Source organism: Dechloromonas sp. ARDL1, assembly GCF_051122455.1.
Classification (GTDB): domain Bacteria; phylum Pseudomonadota; class Gammaproteobacteria; order Burkholderiales; family Rhodocyclaceae; genus Azonexus.
Genome location: NZ_CP168939.1, coordinates 1,565,497 through 1,584,249 on the forward strand (window position 1 = coordinate 1,565,497; position 18,753 = coordinate 1,584,249).

General features: G+C 59.2%; 19 protein-coding genes. 8 read left to right on the top strand and 11 right to left on the bottom strand.

What is annotated here, in order from left to right:
- The first annotated feature begins 3 nt into the window (after window positions 1-3).
- Together AB6Q56_RS07715 and AB6Q56_RS07720 are read left to right on the top strand one after the other, a co-directional pair.
- Window positions 4-906 carry a hypothetical protein gene (locus AB6Q56_RS07715; protein WP_434516487.1) on the top strand — a complete coding sequence of 301 codons (903 nt, stop codon included), beginning with the start codon at window positions 4-6 and terminating at the stop codon, window positions 904-906.
- A 69-nt stretch (window positions 907-975) separates the two neighbouring features.
- Window positions 976-1,695, top strand: a complete 720-nt coding sequence (locus AB6Q56_RS07720; RefSeq protein ID WP_434516488.1) for a matrixin family metalloprotease — start codon at window positions 976-978, stop codon at window positions 1,693-1,695.
- Here the strand turns inward: AB6Q56_RS07720 and AB6Q56_RS07725 are convergent, their stop codons facing one another.
- The gene (locus tag AB6Q56_RS07725; RefSeq protein WP_434516489.1) at window positions 1,696-2,121 is read right to left on the bottom strand and encodes a lytic transglycosylase domain-containing protein; all 426 of its coding nucleotides are present in this window, start codon (window positions 2,119-2,121) and stop codon (window positions 1,696-1,698) included.
- A 64-nt stretch (window positions 2,122-2,185) separates the two neighbouring features.
- A complete protein-coding gene (locus AB6Q56_RS07730) occupies window positions 2,186-2,344 on the bottom strand; it encodes a hypothetical protein (RefSeq protein ID WP_434516490.1) in 159 nt (52 codons plus the stop codon).
- A gap of 136 nt (window positions 2,345-2,480) precedes the next feature.
- Here AB6Q56_RS07730 and AB6Q56_RS07735 point away from each other — a divergent pair, with 136 nt between their 5' ends.
- Window positions 2,481-2,729, top strand: coding sequence for a hypothetical protein (locus AB6Q56_RS07735; protein WP_434516491.1), 249 nt, complete (start codon window positions 2,481-2,483; stop codon window positions 2,727-2,729).
- 114 nt (window positions 2,730-2,843) lie between these two features.
- Here AB6Q56_RS07735 and AB6Q56_RS07740 read toward each other — a convergent pair whose 3' ends face one another.
- From AB6Q56_RS07740 to AB6Q56_RS07760, 5 genes are all read right to left on the bottom strand, one after another.
- Window positions 2,844-3,044: a hypothetical protein gene (locus AB6Q56_RS07740; protein WP_434516492.1), complete on the bottom strand. Its 201-nt coding sequence runs from the start codon at window positions 3,042-3,044 to the stop codon at window positions 2,844-2,846.
- A 163-nt stretch (window positions 3,045-3,207) separates the two neighbouring features.
- A complete protein-coding gene (locus tag AB6Q56_RS07745) occupies window positions 3,208-3,705 on the bottom strand; it encodes a pilin (RefSeq protein ID WP_434516493.1) in 498 nt (165 codons plus the stop codon).
- Between the two features lie 133 nt (window positions 3,706-3,838).
- Window positions 3,839-5,131 (bottom strand): site-specific DNA-methyltransferase, encoded by a 1,293-nt coding sequence (locus AB6Q56_RS07750; protein WP_434516494.1) that lies wholly within the window; start codon window positions 5,129-5,131, stop codon window positions 3,839-3,841.
- Between the two features lie 970 nt (window positions 5,132-6,101).
- Window positions 6,102-6,755, bottom strand: a complete 654-nt coding sequence (locus tag AB6Q56_RS07755) for an ankyrin repeat domain-containing protein (protein WP_434516495.1) — start codon at window positions 6,753-6,755, stop codon at window positions 6,102-6,104.
- Between the two features lie 106 nt (window positions 6,756-6,861).
- Entirely contained in the window at window positions 6,862-7,209 is a 348-nt protein-coding gene (locus AB6Q56_RS07760) for a hypothetical protein (protein ID WP_434516496.1), read from the bottom strand.
- A gap of 144 nt (window positions 7,210-7,353) precedes the next feature.
- On the opposite strand from AB6Q56_RS07760, the gene AB6Q56_RS07765 reads away from it, so the two are divergent.
- Entirely contained in the window at window positions 7,354-7,710 is a 357-nt protein-coding gene (locus AB6Q56_RS07765; RefSeq protein WP_434516497.1) for a hypothetical protein, read from the top strand.
- 60 nt (window positions 7,711-7,770) lie between these two features.
- Here AB6Q56_RS07765 and AB6Q56_RS07770 read toward each other — a convergent pair whose 3' ends face one another.
- Window positions 7,771-9,003, bottom strand: a complete 1,233-nt coding sequence (locus AB6Q56_RS07770; RefSeq protein WP_434516498.1) for a diguanylate cyclase — start codon at window positions 9,001-9,003, stop codon at window positions 7,771-7,773.
- Window positions 9,004-9,903: 900 nt separating this feature from the next.
- Here AB6Q56_RS07770 and AB6Q56_RS07775 point away from each other — a divergent pair.
- Complete coding sequence (locus AB6Q56_RS07775; protein WP_434516499.1) at window positions 9,904-10,119, top strand: hypothetical protein; 216 nt, start codon at window positions 9,904-9,906, stop codon at window positions 10,117-10,119.
- Window positions 10,120-10,275: 156 nt separating this feature from the next.
- Window positions 10,276-12,153, top strand: coding sequence for a DUF5906 domain-containing protein (locus tag AB6Q56_RS07780; protein ID WP_434516500.1), 1,878 nt, complete (start codon window positions 10,276-10,278; stop codon window positions 12,151-12,153).
- Between the two features lie 186 nt (window positions 12,154-12,339).
- Here AB6Q56_RS07780 and AB6Q56_RS07785 read toward each other — a convergent pair whose 3' ends face one another.
- From AB6Q56_RS07785 to AB6Q56_RS07795, 3 genes are all read right to left on the bottom strand, one after another.
- Window positions 12,340-12,735, bottom strand: coding sequence for a PilZ domain-containing protein (locus AB6Q56_RS07785; protein WP_434516501.1), 396 nt, complete (start codon window positions 12,733-12,735; stop codon window positions 12,340-12,342).
- A gap of 81 nt (window positions 12,736-12,816) precedes the next feature.
- On the bottom strand, window positions 12,817-13,416 hold the full coding sequence (locus AB6Q56_RS07790) for a helix-turn-helix domain-containing protein (protein ID WP_434516502.1): 600 nt from the start codon (window positions 13,414-13,416) through the stop codon (window positions 12,817-12,819).
- Entirely contained in the window at window positions 13,413-14,963 is a 1,551-nt protein-coding gene (locus tag AB6Q56_RS07795) for a tyrosine-type recombinase/integrase (RefSeq protein WP_434516503.1), read from the bottom strand. Before AB6Q56_RS07795 ends, AB6Q56_RS07790 begins: the two co-directional genes overlap by 4 nt.
- A gap of 226 nt (window positions 14,964-15,189) precedes the next feature.
- On the opposite strand from AB6Q56_RS07795, the gene mutS reads away from it, so the two are divergent.
- Together mutS and AB6Q56_RS07805 are read left to right on the top strand one after the other, a co-directional pair.
- The gene (gene mutS / locus AB6Q56_RS07800) at window positions 15,190-17,784 is read left to right on the top strand and encodes a DNA mismatch repair protein MutS (RefSeq protein ID WP_434516504.1); all 2,595 of its coding nucleotides are present in this window, start codon (window positions 15,190-15,192) and stop codon (window positions 17,782-17,784) included.
- Window positions 17,781-18,731, top strand: coding sequence for a metallophosphoesterase (locus tag AB6Q56_RS07805; RefSeq protein WP_434516505.1), 951 nt, complete (start codon window positions 17,781-17,783; stop codon window positions 18,729-18,731). Before mutS ends, AB6Q56_RS07805 begins: the two co-directional genes overlap by 4 nt.
- Window positions 18,732-18,753 lie beyond the last annotated feature (22 nt).

Genomic DNA, 18,753 nt, shown 5'->3' on the forward strand with positions numbered 1-18,753 from the left:
AAAATGAAAAACAACAAAATCAAATCACTCCTCTTGGCCTTGACCTTGGCATTCCCAGTGTTGGCATACTCCGCGGCCAATCCGGTGTCAGGACGCATAGGAACCCAGTCGCTGACGGAAAGAGGTTTAACGGACGCCGCGGACGGGCGTTTCGACGAGGCGGACGACAACTTGGCCGCCGCCCTTAAAGCGGATCCAAGCGACTCGAAAGCCGCCGAGGGACTGCTCGCCCTTCGGATCTCGCGCGGAGAGGCTGAAGGCGGCCGCGAGCCCGCCATGGCCCTGCTTAAATACGGATCCCCGCGCCAAGCGGTGGCCGCCGCCGAGTTTTTGGCCCCGCTGGGATATGACGCCCTGTCGGATATGTTCCTGCGCCAGGACGTGCTGGACAATCAGGCGTCAGCCGAATGGTTGGCAGCCAAGCTCGTCGCTCAGTCGCGCTGGGCCGATGCCCGCCGCGTCGCGGTCCTGTCCATCGGGAAATATCCGAGATCTTGGCGACTATCCGTCTCCCATGCTACGGCATTGGGCATGATCGACTCCGCGGAATCAGCGGAGGCCGCGCTGCGCGAGGCCAAGGAGAACGGGGCCCCTCAGGAGGCTTTGGCGGCCGCAACCAGGGTGGTGTCATCGGCCTCGGCCCGCAAAAAGCTCTCGGATGAGATGGTTAAAAAGTCCGAAGCCGAAGCACCGATCAAAAAGCGGGAACCTTTGAAGGAGGTGGTTCAAGAACAACCCCGTCCAACCCCCACGGCGGTGGCGGAAAACCGTCCCGCAGTAGCGGCTCCGATACCGATGGCGCAGGTTAAGGCTCAACCTCTCCCCGTTCCGAGCACCCCGTCCACGACGGACAGATTTAGCAGGGCGGCGGATAGCTTGGATGGGGACGTACTTTTCACAAACTGATGCGAGCGACGAGCCGGCTTGGCCCCGGCCCGTCGTTGTGGTTCTTGGCGACTCAAACGGGAGATTGATATGTTCAAGAAGTGCTTAGCGGCTTTCGCCGCGCTGATGGTCTGCGCCGGGCAAACGGCGGCATACGAAAATAGAGAGGAGACACCTACCACCAGATGGGACTCCGGAGCTGAGATAGTTTGGCGCTACTCCGAGCTCGAACAACCCGCGGGAATATCGACGGAGGATGCGGTCACCGTCCTTATAGCGGCCACGCGCCGATGGGAAAAAGTCGTCCCGGTTCGCTTCAAGTTCGCGGGTGTTACGCGCGAGACCATGGAGGCTTCCGAAAAATGCTCGGCAGTCAGCCCCGTCGTTATCGGATGGGGAAGCGGGCATCCTAAATACCCGAACATGGCGGCCTTCGCGCGGCCCTGCGCTGGCAAATCAGATGCGTCCCGCATCGTCGGCGGGACGATAGAGTTCACTGCCACGAAACCGGAACTATCCACCTCCCCCACGCGCCTGGGGACTCTGGATGTCATCGCGACTCATGAGATAGGCCATCTGTTAGGTCTGGAGCATTCAAACGACCCGGATTCGATAATGCGTCCGAAACTTGAGGAGGCGCAGGGAAACCATATTAAAGGTGAGCTCTCCAGTCGCGATATGGCCGTGGCCGCCGTGCTGTATAAAGCGGGCATGCCGGAGCTCGGAGGAGAGGATTGGCGCGATATGTACGCCGCGGCACCCGAGGATATAAAGGTACGTTTCAGGGCCGCCCTGATCCCGGCACGTTGATCAGCGCGAGACGCGCTTGGCTGAAATCTCGGAGATCAGCGCGTCACGATTGGCCTTTACGCGCGCCGCGTAGCCCATTCCCCTGCTCGGGCTGCCCGTGTTGTAGGCCGAGACGCCCTTCCAGACGTCGCCGTGGGTTCGTATATATCCGGATAGGATCCAAGCCCCCACATACGCGCTCACGCATGGGTCGGCGAGGCTCGCTCGGCCTATCCCTTGAGCCGCCAGCCTCCCCGTCCAGATATCGTTGATCTGCATGAGTCCGTAGTCGGTCGAGCCGTTACCGTTAACGTTGATGGCGGTTGGTTTGAATCCGCTCTCAGTCCTGGCTACCGCCGCCAGCAGCCATGGATCCACTCCATGCCTATGAGCCGCCATAACCAGGCAAGCCTCCGTCCTCGCGTCAGGCGTCGCATCGCGGGCCATGACTTCCGCACAAGGCCATGCCAAGGCGGCCAAAGCGCCGCAAACGACCATCAGGGCCGACGAGCTAGTCCTCGTCCGAGGCATCGGCCACCTCCTCATCACGATCCGATTTCGGCTCCCCCTTGTCGGCCACCTCCCCAAGGAAAATAAGCTTGTCCATGCTTTGTGCCCAAGCCTCCTCGCGCTTGCTTTTCTCCCGTTCCCTGCGCTGTTTTCTTGCCATGGCCACCTCCGTTTGGTTTTCATACATCCAGCGTGCCGGATGGAAATCGGAAGATCCGGCCCGTCCGTCGGGATGGTGCTGACGGGGGTTGCAATCCCCTCATGGCATGGGAATATGAAAGAAAAAAGGAGGAGCCATGAAAAGAACCCTGGGAGCAGAAGTGGATTTGTTCGAGGCGGATAAATGTGCGAGCGCCTTCGAGCGGCGCCTGCTAGCGATTGTCCTGGTGGGGGTGCTGTCCTTCGGTTTTGTTTGGTCGTTCTCCGGCAAAACGGCCGCATACTCGAAAAGCTGCGAGATCTATGGGGCCGCGATGGATTCAACTTGTGACTCAAACGGCAAGCTGCTTCCAAGAAAACTTTGGAGCGGTGAAGTAACCAAATAACCGAGACGCTTCCATTGCGACATTCCCCGCTTCGGCGGGGTTTCTTATTTCCCCGCTCAATAAAAAAACGCGCCCGATTTGGACGCGCCGTGTTCTCCGTTCCGCTCCCTGCGATTAGATCTCATCCTCCACCTTTTCATCGAGTTGCATTCCGGGACACATGATCTCAGCGATCTCCTTCATCGATTTCCCCTCAGCCTTCAAGCTGAGCAGCTTGGCGACCCTACGATCCAGCTCATCCCCGCGCGGCACGTACAGTCTGTCCGACGTTATATCGATCCCTCGGCCCATCTCCAGCGTCATTTGATATTGCATCTTCGTCTCCCTTGGTTTTTGTTTACGATCCCATCATCGGTGAACCTTGTCGTATGAGCCAGGCCACACGTCGGTCACAAGGTGCCAAGAAATCACCGCCCGTCGGGAGCGACATGGACGAAGAATAACCCCGCCGGAGCGGGGTTCGTAGGAGTCTCGCCGATTAGCAGATCGCGCCGCCTGCCCTGGTCTTGCAAGAACCGCCTTGCACCCAGCTCACCGTGCCGTTCTGATAAGTTCCAGTCAGGGTGTAGTCGCTGGCGTTTCCACCGAAGTCGGCTTGCGTCGAAGTCGCCGTGATCAGTGCCGCGGTTCCGCTTTGAGCAACCTCGATACTTTCAACTTTAGACGTGGTGTTTCTGGATGGGCATGTTCCTCCGGTATTGTCGGATATGGACGCTCCGACACAGGGGATGACCGGAGGGTTGTAACCGGCCGCCGGGGTGAGATCGATATTACCGTTCTGGACGCATGAACCGTCTTGTGCGCATACATCAACCGCCGTCTTTGAGGCCGAGGTGGCGAGTACGACCTCACTGAACTTAGCCTTATTCGTATAGTTTGAATAGGCGGGTATTGCTACCGCTGCCAATATTCCTATAATGGCAACGACTATCATGAGTTCGATGAGGGTGAAGCCTTTTTGCATTTTTGAAAGCATTTCCATCTCCTGTTTTTATTTATTGTTTGTGTCGTCTTGCTTTGCGGATTTTTTAGGATCCGCTCCATCCACGATCCCGGATGAATGGCCTTTAATCAAGGCCGGACGGCTCCGCCCGTCCGAAACTCCCTAACTATTTTTTATCCTCCACCCGGGCCATGATCAGGTCGCCCGTACCTCCGGTCGCGTTCCGAGCGGACATCAATCGAGGCCATGTGAGGCGGCGGCATATATCGTTCTCCCCGCTGGTCACCAGAATCGCTTTCCTGGCCCCACCGTCGGCGGCGTTGAGGGCCATCACGGCATGCCCCGTCGTGCCCGTTCCCGCGAAGAAGTCTAGGATGGTCGCGTCCGGAGCCGCGACTTGGATCAGGTGCTGGATCAGCTTCACGGGCTTCGCGTGCTTGAAGTCGCCCGGATCGACCCCGATTGCGAGCAGGTCGTCCTTACCCCGTGCGGTCATCATCTGAGCCTCCGTCATCACACTTCCTAAGCATGAGATCTCCGGCTCCTCGGCGGCGAAGCGCTTAACCCTGTAATCCAGCGCCCCGTTCTTCTTCTTGTACCAGACGAGCCTCCCCTCCTCGATGAGGGATACCATCGTCCCTAGGACATATTCCCAGTCGATTCGATGGATCCAACCGTCTCCGGTGACAGCTCCCCTTCGTAACTCGCCCGTCCCGGTGTTTATGCTGTAGTCGTAGTCGTCCCCGCCTTTTTTCTTCCCCTTACCGGAGGGTGGTTTGCATTTGCAATCGCGCCATGGCCCGCGGGCATCATCGTCGGGGTTTACGTACTCGCGCCGCACGCGCTTCCCGAACCACGTCGGCTCGTCCTTCCTGCTCCAGTACGGGACGATATCCGCACGATGCCTTGAATAGACGAGCACATGCTCGTGGTCCTCGGAGATGAGGCTGCGCATGAAAGTGCGGCATTGCCAGATCATTCCGGCCACTCTGTTCGGCCCCCCGAAGATGGCGTCCATCAGCAGCTTCAGCCGATGCACCTCGTTGTCGTCGATGCTGATCATGATCGCCCCGTGCGGAGCTAGCAGATCGCGGGCGAGAACCAACCTAGGGAACATGAAGCGGATCCAGTCGGCCGGCTCCCAGCGGTCCCGGTACCCCAAGTCCAGCCGTCCGGTGTTGTATGGGGGGTCGATATAGATCAGATCAACGCTCTGTCGATGGGTCTCCCTCAGCAGCCCCAAGGCATGGATGTTGTCGCTCTCGATGAGCATGTGCGAGACGCGCTCCTCGTCCTCCCTGTCCTCCCCGATGCTCACATCCTCGATGATCAGATTCTTGTCAGGATCGGGCTCCGGCCATGTCAGATCGGGAGGAAGGGCGAGACACGCCTTTCGGGCCCTTTCAAAAATATTCGCTAGATTCGTCTCCGGTGGCGGCCTTTTCACCTTTCTGCTCATGCATGGCTCCTTTTTTATTTTTATTGGATCCACCCATCTATTCAGGATGTCACTCCCACCATCCTCCCGGATCTTATGTTTGCAGTCCGGGCCGTCCGTCGGAACCTCCCTCAACGAATCGACAACATCATTGGCCCCAGAGCTCTGATCCCACCCGCGACTCGCAGAATGGCCGCCGTGCGCCCGTTAGCTAGCTCATGGGCTTTGCGTCCTTGAGCGTCCGAGCACCTTAAACTGGCCCCCGCCCCAAGAATGGCGAGGCAGTAAGGACAAGTTTCATCTGCTCCCACCCGTCCGGGCACCGTCTCCGCGCAAAGGATCAATAAAGCCCCCAAGAGCGTCTTGCCTTCCCGCCCCGACCAATCCATGGCCAAGGCCGCCCTAAAATCCTCCAGTCTCCCAGCCTGTAGCATGGGCTTCAGCTCGTCGAGCCAAAACCCCTCCGCATACCCGCGGGGAGGTGGAGACGAGCTTTCGATAAAGACGCCGCCCCCATCGGTCCCGCGCCTCGTTCTTCGGATGGCCGCCGATACCGAAGAGGTCGGAGAATCGACTTCGGGCAATGAAGGGAGCGGCGGGACGCCGGATCGCAGATAGCGCGAGGCCAGTCGAGCAATGGCCCTCGGGCCGGCCCTTCTACCGGAAATCATTCCGGAGTGAATGACCGCGGACATGACCGCGATCTCCATATTGTTCGCTCGGTCATGTGAAACCATGAGTTTGCGAGCCAGAAGATGGGAACTTCCGGAAGGAACGGGCCAACCCGCCTCAAGAAGCAACTCATCTATCCTCCTCGTGACATTCACGAAGGCAAAATCCTTATTTACGCCTTTGATGAGCGATGCCACCTCCACATTCCAATAAAGCGCGGCGATGGTGGCTTTGAGCAGGGGGGTGTTTATCGGCAATCCCGCTCCGGTGACCACGGCCCTCAACGATTTCTTATCTCTTTTAACCTTTCCCGAGCTCGTCATCCCCTGCCCCCTTCCGAGTAGCCGAACAGGGCGATCCCGCGCTCCCGCTGCGCCCATAACTCGCTGTCAGCCACGAGATCAGGGATGCGATGGAGATGCCCTCTCCCATACTGGTTTATCTCCCGAATGGCGGCCCCTAGCCTGGCGGTGGATGACTCAAGCCAAGGTGTTCTTCCTAGCCGGTCGGGTTCATGTGGGTCAGCGCCCAGATCGATGAGATACTTAAGCACTATCTCCCACCCGGATCCGGCCGCGAAATGTAAAGCCGTTCTCCCCCATCCATCCCTGCCGAGAACTAAATCGGGATAGACATCTCCCATCCTTCGAACCGTTGAGATATCCCCCGTCTCGCAAGCTTTGATGAACCTCTCCCAACGGAGGCCGGAGCCCACCCCATATTTATCCCTGCGGATAACCTCGGGGTGATTTCCCGAGTTATCGGTCCTGGGTACGCACCCCAGAGCCCTGAAGGTTCTCCAGAGAAGCGCGTCCCCTCTGTACGCGGCGATGGATAGTCCGTTTTCTCCGTTACTTCCCGTGGCGTTCGAGTCGGCCCCCGCGCAACCCAATCGAGCGACCTCGCGAGAGTCACCTCGAATGGCCGCTAGAAGCAGAAGTGAGTTCAGTCTTTGTTTGTCCGTGGTCTCCATTCGATTTCCTTTTTATTTCACTATAGGGTCGCGCATCCCCGGAATGCACGACCGCGCGTCGGAAACAGAGGGGGGGTAATGAAAAGGGCGGAATATCCCGCGGACGTTATCTGGCTAGGCCGGCCGCCGCGCCGGCAGCTTTTTTCTCGGTCTCCATCTCGACCGCCTCGCTCATCGCCTCGTCCACGGCCTCGATGGAATCCTCCAGGGTGTACATGGATCCGCCGAGGTATGAGTGGTCCTTCGTGACCGCGCAGATGATGTGGGGCATCCAATAACTTTCCGCTTGTTCAAGGGATCCATTAAGCCCCGCCTCCACCAGAAGATACTTGGCCTCCTCGACCTTCTCAAGGATGGCTTGCTGAATCTCCCTCAACTCATCGCTTATCTCAGACAAGCGCTCCGAACCCGGTCCTTCATACATTCCCTCTTGCTCTTCCATGGTGATCTCCATTTGTTTTGTTCGAGGCTGCCGGGTTGAGCCGAGGTTGTCATGTCCGACCGGCGGAAGGCTCGTCAACCGTCCGTCGGGCCGAAACCATGACGTGTTGCGACATGCCATTCAACGAGCAAAACTCTGGGAGGAGGAGAATCGAATATGAGAGATGAAAGACGGAAGGACCCGACACCTGAGCCCTGCGCCGCCCTGCTGATGTTTCAGGATAGAAACGATATGGCCCTCATGACGGCCACGATGGAAAACCTGGGCATCGCCCCGATCCGCCGGATCCCCCCATCCCCTTCGATGATGAGATCCGTCGTCTGCGCCATTTTCGACGACAGCGCGGGCTCCTCATTACATGCGCTGACCCTTTCGCGCGACCTTCCCGGATTGCCGATAATCTTCGCCATTAGGGGCGAGCCTCAATCGAGCGTGCATACAAGCCTCGCCAAGTTCGGGTGCCTCGTCCGCTTTCCACCGGCCCCCGACACTCTCAAACTCCTGCTTGATTGAAAAAAAATCACGGGCCTTCAGGTCCGTGATTTGCATCCGTTCCGATGAGGCTTGCTCGGTTCAAGCCTTCGGGAAGGCGTATTGATTGCGCCCACCGCGCTTGGCTTCGTACATCGCCTCGTCGGCGGCCTTCAACAACCCCTCCATGCCGTTAGCGTGAAGCGGGTAGCACGCGCAGCCCACGGATGCCCCGATCTGGACGGTGATGGGTTCTCCGCCCGCGGGATGAATATTGAATGGCACGTTGCAACCCGTGACGATGTCCTTGGCCACCATCTCAGTATCGGCCTTGTTCGCCCCGGGAATGATCATCGCGAACTCATCCCCGCCGAGGCGGAAGGGGATCCCACGGAAGGTCCTCAGCAACTTGGCCACCGCTATCAGCAGGGCATCCCCGGCCGGGTGGCCGTGGGTGTCATTCACCGGCTTGAACTTGTCGAGATCGATATAAACCAAGGCATAGGGTTGTCCGGTTCCGGAGACCTCTTTTTTCTTCTCCTCATATCCTGCCCGATTGAGTATCCCCGTCAGATTGTCCGTCATCCCTTTGACGCGCTCGCGCTCCTCCATGCGCTTGCGCTCGGTTATGTCGCGCCCGAGGACCGCCACGACCGCATCCTCCACCCTAGCGCGGCCCGGTGTTCCATTCACGGGGCGCCCATCCCATTTCTGCGGATCGTCTTTGCGTCTGGACTCGGTGACCTCGCGCTTCACGAACTCGAAATGGAAAGCCTCCCGATCCTCCCCGAACCGCGCCTCGACGCGGCCGGAGTGGAAGGGATCGCCCAGCCATCTCGGGGGTGAGCTCTCAACTTGTATGCCCAGCGCCCCGGCCGCGGTATTGGCGTAGGTGATGATTAAATCCCCGCTGGCCTTCTGACCTATCCAAAAAACCGGATCCTCGAGGGCGTCGAGCAGGGCCAGAGTCTTGCCGATATAAGCATCCGCCCGCGCCTTCTTGTTCGCGTCGCCGGCTTGCTGCTGAATGCGCGATATAAGGCGCACCATCGTCGCCGATATGGCCGCGGCCTCACACCCGGAGAATCTTCCGGGAGGCGGAGGGGTCGGGCCGCCGTCCCTGGCGTATCCCTCCACCCCGCCGGCTATGCTTGCGATCCCCCCCCAGCTTTTCCATGCGAGGCCGGCCCCGGCCACAAGCCCGATCACGGAGCTCCAGTCCACCAAGGCGGATCCCGGCAGCAACCTATGCGCCGCGAACGGCAGACCGGCGGCGATCAGCGCGGCGGCAATCGACCCCAATCTCCCCGACTCGAACTTAGTCGGCAACTCCATCCTTACATCACCTCTTTTATCCCCCGACCTCCTGCTCTTCGTTATCTCAGTCATCTCCAATCTCCCGGTTTCCGGCGCCGTCGGCGATATCAAACGCCCGCGCTTGAGAAGAGTTTGCCGGCAGGGAATGGAAAGATCCCGCCCGTCCGTCGGCGGGGAACCCCGGAAACGGATTCATGGGACGAGTGGCGTGGCGGCAAAAATCACCCGAAAAAAATCACGGGGTACCGGTATCCACCCCGTGATTTCTCCCCCGCATACCCCGTGAATCCGGATTCGACACCTCCGTACAACCACCGAAACCTCGAACCCGACGAACGGCATCGCTGGCCGCTCCGCAACCACCGCAAAACCGAACCCCATTCCTTGAAAACAACCGCCCCATGGGGCTTCACGGCCTTTCGGCCGATTTTTCGGCATTTCATGGAATCACGGGGTGGCTTTGGAAAATCACGGGGCAATAACAGGGTTAAGTCATTGATTCACATGGAATAACGGGGATAACGGGGTATTTTGGATTTGATTGTGAAATATCGATTTTCACCATCCCGAACGGGTCGGATTTTGCATGACATAGGCCCCATGTCGGGAAAACCCCGTGAACCCCGTTACCCCTGTGATCGTGATTGAAGCTGTACCGGTTCGCGGGCCGTTTATGCCTGATTTCCCATCGTGACAAATCTCCGATTTGGCAATCTGAAAACACTACGAATCCTCGGATGTACATTGGCATCGTCGTACAAGGATGTGGGACACGGGTTCTTCGAGGCGCCGTTATTAGGCTCCGCCGGGGATCCCATGGGACGATTTGCCGTTCGTCATCGGAAGCCTTCGCGCTCTTGATTTCCGTCTCCGATCCGGCAGTGTGTTACAGCAGGTATTACACGAAAGGATAAATAAATGAGCGATAAGACAGAGAACAAACCATTGATCATCGAGACGACCAGCAAGTCAGCGAGCAAAACCCAATGGGTCACGTTGCGCGTGGGTGACGACGAGCGCTCCTGGCTCAATGAGGTAACCACCAAGCATTCGATCTCCATCTCCGATGTGGTGCGCGGGCTTATCGCCGCCGCCCGCACCCGAGAGATCGAGGCGGTCATCCGCCCCAGGTGATGGAAAGCGAATCCCCCGGGTAGGCGCCCGGGGGATTCAGGGAGGTTCTTCCGAACCGCCGAGGAGATTGCCCTTCTATTAATGCCGGGCCGGCGCTCTGAAGTCAAACCATCCCTGTGTCGAGATAAGAAAAGCCGACGAACGGCGGGAGGATTTATGGCAAAGGCCAAGAGGATGGGATTTGATTCAGGTTCGGACGAGGGGGAGGCCCCCGAGTCTCTGTACGCGGATGAGCTCGCCGATGCCGGCACCCACGCCGTATGGAATGGGGATCTTTATAAATGGGAAGAGAATCACTACGCACCCGTCCCCGAGTCGGATGCCTGCTCACACGCCTTCGAATGGCTGCGCAGATGCCCGAAGCGCCGTACCGCCAAAACCGCATCCTCCGCCGTAGCCAGCGCGAAGCTCGCCGTCCCGAGGATCAACTCCCGGATGATCGACGGTCTCCCGGAGACACAGGAGGAGTACCGCTGCATCATCCCCACCGAGGGGATGTGGCTCGAGGTCGTGTTCCGTAAGGATGAAAAGGGGCGCACCATCGATGCCGGCGTATATCTTAAAACCCCGACCAGATCTCTTGATAGGGCCGTTATGTCCTCCGTGCCCATTCGGGTGTCGGGCAAGGACGGCTCCCCGTATGTGCCGGCCGCAATGCCATCGGATTCGATGTTCGGCAGGTTCCTGTCTTCATCATTCCCGTGCCACATGGATGGTGCCGAGCCATCACCTGAGGGAATCGAGGCCGCCGAGTCGCTTCTATCCATACAGGAGTACGCGGGTTATACCCTGCTCGTCGGTCGCAGCGATCAGAAGAGCCACCTGTGGATGGGGGACGGAGCTAATGGCAAGGGCGTCATGTCCGGCCTGATCCAGCGCTTCCACCGCACGCACGCGGTCGATCTCTCGAATTTGGACGGTTTCTCCCTCAACGGGATACAAGATGCGACGCTCGCGGTGGTCGATGAGACGCCGAAGGACGGTTTCAACGAAGGGCGACTCAAATCGCTGCTCGGCGAAGGTCTGACCCCGGTCGACCGTAAGTTCAAGGACTCAATCAACGTCGTCTCACGCGCCAAGTGGATAATCAACAGCAATCAGGAGTTCGGCATTCGCTGTCGCAACTCCACGGGCGGATTCTGGCGCCGCTTCATCTTCGTTGAATGGAAACACGTCATCCCCGAGGCCGATAGGCGCGAGGGTCTTGACCGAGCGATTTTCGAGCGTGAAGGCAAGCTCGTCTTGGACTGGATGCTAGTCGGTTTGCTGCGCTACCTCGGACGCGGCGGACGGCTCTTCGAATCCGATTCCAGCGCGAGAATCAAACGCGCGGCTATCGCCAACTCCGACATCGTCGGGGCCTGGATCGCCGACCATGGAGGTATCGGCGACATGCTGACCCCCGCTCGATCCAAGTCGTCGCAGAAGGATGACGTATACGCCCGCTTTCAAGAGTATTGCCAGGCTAACGGCCGCCATCCGGTCAACTCCCATGAGTTCTGGACCCGCGCCAAAAAGCTTTTCGGAAACGCATTGACGGAGGGACAGGCCAAGAACGACGCCGGCAAAATGGTGCGCTGGGTAAACATCGACCCGGTCGCCCGCGCGGGCACCGGCCACCTCACGTCGGGGGAGGAGCGCGGCCTTGGCCCAGCACCGGATTTCGGAGCTCTCGGCCCTGTTCAGCCCAAGATTACTCTACTAGAGGAGATCTACGGCCTGTCCCCCGCCCGTCTTGAAAAACGAATGGAGATTCCAGGTTGCGAGATGACGGTGGCCCCGCGCCAAACGCCTATGAAATCCCCCATCGACCTGCCCAGCTTCCCTCCATCGGATATCGACTTGAGGAGGGCGAGCCCGAAGATGCTTCAAGCTTTCTCCGAATGGGATGGGACGGCCCGACATGAGATAGGGCAGTTCATGGCCGATGTGATGGCCGCGTCCTATACGAGCTCGGAGTCACCTCCACTTCCCACCATGGATTCCGGCTCCCCAGCGAAGGCACGCAATGAAGTCGGCGGAGGGGCATTATGATTACCGATGAGAAGTTGGCCATCCTCTCAATATTGGATTGGTTCGGCCATGAGTGCAGGGAGGACGCCCTCAGATGGATAGTGACGGCTTCGGAGCTTGGAATCGTCCCCGACGGGATCATCCAGTATGGTGGCCCGGAGGATCCTTTTACTCCGAAGGAAGGGATCAAAACAACGGCCGCGCGGCTTAATAAAGAAGCCCATACTCGATTTCAAAAAACCGAATCGCCTTTTTGACCTTCGCTAGATCGGGCGGGGTTATCGACTCGAACTGGAAACCGAGCTTGTGGTAAGGCTCATCGTAGGCGCATTTCGCGACCCTAACCCCCGCCGTCACCACTCCCAAATCCTCGGCGTCTATGATCCCCAAGTTGAAGACGATCCTGCAAAGCCTCCCTTTGGCTATCGGCTTCTCTAACATCGCCGAGAACCCGCCCGCGCTCAGGTCGGTCAGATACCCCTTGGTGTTTCTTTGCTCCCCGTTGTCCAACCATACGGCGGTCACGAACTTGGGCGGCGTCGGATGCCTGCGCTCGCCCCTTTTCTCCATCCTTCTCGGTAGGACCGACTGATTTGGTGTCATGCCTTTCTCCCGTTATGCATGGATAAAGGCTACCGGGGCGGGAAATGACGCGCCACCCCGCCCGTCAGTTGGGGGAGCGGACTAGATTTTTTCCCTCACGGAATCTCCGCCTTTTAGGGCATCCCTCTCGAACTCGTCGAGCTCTTGAGCGCCCCGCACGGCCCCCAAGACATCGGTTAAAACTCTCTCCACCGATTGGGTATGGGATCTCTTGGTATCCGGGTCTGACCATGATCTGAGGGATACCTCATCCGCGCTCAGCCACTCGATATCCCACATCGGACTCCCTAGCCTCTTGAGGAAATCCTCGACCTCGGTGCTCTCGACGTCCCCGCGGATTTGACCGGTCACATCCACCCAATATGGTCGCTCCTCCGCCAAGTCGTGGATGGTTTTGAATAGCTGCCCCTTCCTTATAGCCGCCTCGACATTGCTGGAGAGCATGTTGGACTCAACCCATGCGAGCAGATCCCCTTTCCTATAGAGGCACTTTTGATTCGCACCGGATGCCCCCATCGCCCCTCCCTGCATGTAGGGCGGACCTCCGGGGGTCTGCCTTAGACGCTCCAGGCTGCGCACAGATGTTCGCAGCAACACCGCCGCCTCAGAGGTCTTCAGCAGCGTCGTGTCAGGCAGTCTGTTAAGGAGATCAAGCGTCTCGAGTTCTGATACGGTGGTCATTCCCCATCTCCGGCTTCAATGTCATCTGGCTCTCCCATTTTATCCTCGGCCGTTCTTTTGGGGCGTCCCGGCCTTGGCTTGTCATCAGGCACGACCGGCAGGGGGTCGGCTGCCAAGGGGGATTTCTCCAGGGGCTTGAGCGCGTTCCAAACATTCGGCCCCTTGATCAGGATCGCCTCCTCGATGCGATCCATCCATTTTCTCAACCTCTCCCACTCCGCCTGCGTGTATCGATTATGGGTTTCAGCCTGATCGTGGTTCATGAACCGCTTGCTAATCGACTGCGGGGCATCCAAGGCTTCCAGTACCGTGCCGAAGCTACGACGCAGGTCGTGTCTGGTCAGCACGGGGATTTGGGCTATCTCCCGGATTCGGTCGAGGAGGTCCTTCGCGTCCTTGTAATGCCCCGCCTTGTTCTGTCTGTTTCTTGCGGGGAACACCCATTTTCTCGCCTGAAATGTCATCCTGTCGTCCTCGATCATTTCGGCCGCCTCCGTCTGCCTGCGTCGAAGCAGCTCTATGAGACAAGGCCCTATCGGCAGGAGATGATCCAGTCCGTTTTTCGTCTTGTAGAAGAATATGATGCCCTTCTCGAGATCCACCCAAGATCGGGTTAGCTTCTCTTGTTCGGTCAGCAGCTCCGCCCACTGGATTTTGGAGCACTCCATCTTCCGAGCTCCGACGAGCAGGGTTGTCAGGATGTAGTCGCAGCCCGTCTTGTTTTCCCTTGTGGACCTTTTTGCCCACAAGGCTTCCAGAAACTTTCCGAGAGTCTCATTCGGGGTTAGCGGGTTGCGGACCATCCTCTCCCTTCTCTCGCGCTCTATCATGTCTGATGTGCGATATAGCTTTTCGAGCGCGATGATCCCGAAGGGGTTCGTGGTCAGCAGAGGCGGTCTGCGGGCGGACGCCGCAGCGAGCTCCTCCCTCCCAATGGCATGTCTCACCACCGTGTATGCCTGTCTGAACTCCTGCTCGTTCGCCGTGGCTGCCACCTTCTGTCGAGCCCTGAACCGGGCGACGATCTCATCGATGTCCAGCGTCCGAATCTTGCGCTCGTGCCAATCCTCGAACCGCTTCGCGCATCGGTCGAAAACCTTCAGGGTTTCAGGCTTGGCTCTTTTGATCTCTCGGGTCGTAAGGTGAACCCGATAAGCCGCGAAAGCCTGACCGAGGGTTAACTCCGCCGCGGATTGTTTTTTGGCGACGACGTTGGGATTGACCTGCTGGGTGCGAATCTCCGCGCCGATCTTCGCCGCCGCCGCGCGAGCCTTCTCCAAACCGTTTTGCTCCTGGAGGAACTCGGCGACGGATCCGAGGCTCGCCCTAAAGGTTCTTCCCTCCACTTTGCGCTGGATGACGAATGTCTTCCTCTTCGAAACCTTCAGCCCGAATCCGACCGGAGCCCCGGGCGCGGAATCGAATACATAGTATGGTTCGCCCCGAGGGTTGGGTTCGAAGATAATACGGCCTGCGGAATCGACGCCGACCGGTTTTTTGTCGAGGACGAAAGACTTGATGTTTGCGATTGTCAGCTCATGTTTCACGTCGATGCCTTCGCGATTTTGGCTTCCCGGATCACTCCGGTAAGTCGTTGTTACAACTAATGATTTTTTAGGAAGCCTGATTCAGGCTTCCTAAACACCGATATTACCCCCGAATCGGATTCCCGGGAAGCTGACGGGAAGCCAAAACGGCCGAAAAACTGGCGGGGAATGTCGGAACTTGACGGGGAATGTCGGAGCGGAGACGCCGCTAACACATTGAATATATATGGATAAAAAAGAAAAGCCGTTAAAAAACAAAGACCCGGTAAGTCACACGCCGATGATGATCCAGTATCTCGCTCTCAAGGCGAACCATCCGAATACCCTGCTCTTCTACCGGATGGGCGATTTTTATGAACTGTTCTATGAAGATGCGGAAAAAGCCGCGCGGCTGCTCGATATCACGCTGACCACGCGCGGCCAGTCGGCCGGCGTGCCGATCAAGATGTGCGGCGTGCCCTTCCATTCGCTGGAGCCTTATCTTGCCCGCCTGGTCAAGATGGGCGAATCTGCAGTGATCTGCGAGCAGATCGGCGATCCGGCCACCAGCAAGGGGCCGGTCGAACGTGCGGTCGCCCGCATTGTCACGCCCGGTACGCTGACCGATGCGGCCCTGATCGACGACAAGCAGGATATCTGGCTGCTCGCCGTGACCACGCATCGGAATACGGCCGGGATCGCACGGCTGAACCTGGCCAGCGGTGAGTTCATCCTGATCGAGGTGCCGGCGGAGCAGATTCCGGCGACACTGGAACGCATTCGGCCGGCGGAAATCCTCTACCCGGAAAGCTGGGCCCCCAATTTCGGCACCGATGTCGCCCGCACCCGCCAGCCGGACTGGTACTTCGATTTCGATTCAGCTCGCCGCCTGCTCTGCGACCAATTCGAGGTCGCTTCGCTGGCCGGATTTGGCGCCGAAGGCATGAAACCGGCCGTTGCCGCTGCCGGCGCCCTGCTGCAATATGCCCAGGCAACGCAATCCGGCAAGCTGCCGCATCTGCGCGGGCTGACCGTGGAACTGGAAGGCGCCTATCTCGGCCTCGACCTGGCTACCCGGCGCAACCTGGAACTGACCGAGACCCTGCGCGGCCAACCGTCCCCAACGCTGTTTTCGCTGCTCGACAATTGCGTGACCAGCATGGGATCGCGCCTGCTGCGCCATACCTTGCACCACCCGCTGCGCGAGCGCGACATTCCTGCCTTGCGCCACGGCGCCGTCGAAGGGCTGCTCGAAGACTATGGGCGGCTGGCCGGCGAAGTGCGCCGGGCACTGCGCGGCATTGCCGATATCGAGCGCATCGCCGGCCGTATCGCGCTGCGCAACGCCCGCCCGCGCGACCTGGCCAGCCTGCGCGAATCGCTGGCCCGCCTGCCGGAGTTGCGCGCTCCGCTCCTGGAGCAATCCGCCCCGCTGATCGCCCAGTTGTTTTCCGAACTGCAGCCGCCGGAAACCGCCCTTGAATTGCTGGTTCGCGCCATCGCCGCCGAGCCCGGCGCCCAGGTGCGCGACGGCGGCGTCATTGCGCCGGGCTACGATCCCGATCTCGACGAACTGCGTTCGCTGAACGACAACTGCGGCGCTTTCCTCGTTGATATGGAAGCCCGGGAGCGCGAGCGTACGGGGATTTCCAGCCTCAAGGTTGAGTTCAACAAGGTGCATGGCTTCTACATTGAAGTCACCCACGCCAACGTCGACAAGATTCCCGACGATTACCGTCGCCGCCAGACGTTGAAAAATGCCGAGCGTTACATCACACCGGAGTTGAAGGCCTTCGAGGACAAGGCGCTGTCGGCTCAGGAACGCTCACTGTCCCGCGAAAAGCTGCTCTACGAAGCCATCCTCGACGCCCTGCTGCCGGTTGTCCCGACCCTGCAGACCATCGCCCGCGCCGTCGCCCAACTCGACCTACTGGCTGGTTTCGCCGAATCAGCCCTCAAACGCAACTGGTGCAAACCGGAATTCGCTGCCGACACGCAACTTAACATCGTCAATGGCCGCCACCCGGTTGTCGAAGGCGAACTCGCCAACCAGGCCGAGACCTTCATCGCCAACGACTGCCTGCTCGCCGACAACCGCCGCCTGCTCTTGATCACCGGCCCGAACATGGGCGGTAAATCGACCTACATGCGGCAGGTGGCGCTGATCGCCCTGCTCGCCCACATCGGCAGCTACGTGCCGGCCGAATCATGCGTACTCGGGCCGCTCGACCGCATCTTTACCCGTATCGGCGCTTCCGACGACCTCGCCTCCGGCCGCTCGACCTTCATGGTCGAAATGACCGAGGCAGCGGCCATCCTGCACCATGCGACAAGCCAAAGTCTGGTGCTGATGGATGAAATCGGTCGCGGCACTTCGACCTTCGACGGCATGGCACTCGCTTTTGCCATCCTGCGCCATCTGGTCGAGAAGAACCGCAGCCTGACGCTGTTTGCCACCCACTACTTTGAACTGACCCGCCTGTCTCACGAATATTCGGAACTGGCCAACGTCCACCTCGGTGCCGTCGAACACAACGACCGCATCGTGTTCATGCATGCCGTCGAGGAAGGCCCGGCTAACCAGAGCTACGGTATCCAAGTTGCCGCACTGGCCGGCATCCCGTCCGCCGTCGTCCGCGCCGCCCGCAAGCAACTTCGCGAATTCGAGCAACGGGCAACCGTCGATCCGCTGCAGCCGGACCTCTTCGCCCAGGGCGAACCGGAGCCGCTAGAACCTGAGTCACATCCGGCCGTCGACCGGCTGGCTAGCATCGACCCCGACAGCCTGACTCCGCGCGAGGCACTTGATGCCTTATACGCCCTGAAAAGCCTGCTCCGGTGAAAATCGGCAGCGCCAAGACTGCAGCCAGCGTTCTTTTCGCTCTCCTGCTGTCGCTAAGCTGCATCGCACCAGGCATTGCCGACACCTGGCGCTTTGCGCTGATCGGCGACACCCCCTACTCGGAACGCGAGCGGGCCGAATTGCCGAAGATGATGGAAGCCATGGCCGACCGCAGAATCGATGTGATCGTGCATATCGGCGATTTCAAGTCGGGCTCAAGCCTATGCTCCGACGAGGTGTTTACAGATCGTTTCCAGCTGTTCGATGCCAGTCGGGCAGCCTTCGTTTTTGTCCCGGGGGACAACGAATGGACCGATTGCCAGCGCCTCAGCAATGGCGGATACGACCCGCTTGAGCGACTAGCCAAGCTGCGCAGCCTGTTCTGGAATAAGGATCGATCGCTCGGCCAGGCCACGCTGGCACTCGAACGCCAGCCCGGTGCCTACCCCGAGCACGCCCGCTTTAGCCTGGGGCCAGTGCTCTTCGTCAGTTTGAATCTGCCAGGAAGCAACAATAACTGGGGCATGAGCAACGAGCCGCGGCCTGAATTCCTGGCCCGCAACCCGGCCGTCGTCGCTTGGTTGAAAGATAGCTTCGCCCAAGCCAGGCGTGACAAAAGATCGGCCGTCGTCCTTCTCTTCCAAGCCAACCCCGGTTTTGAGCACTATGCGCAAGGCTTTCCGCACCGCGGCTATCGGGTGTTTCTCGATACGCTGCGCGAGGAGACCCTGAATTTCCCCGGACAGGTCGTCGCCGTGCATGGCGACACCCATATCAGCCGCATCGACCAGCCGCTACGCGACCGCAACGGTCGCACCATCCAGAATTTCGTCCGTATCGAGACTTTCGGCTACCCGATCATGGGATGGACGGAAGGCATCATCGATAGCGAGGCGACGAATCCGCTGCGCTTCGCTAGCCATCCCTGGCCACAACCCACCCAGTAACGAAAAAGCCCGCCAAAGCGGG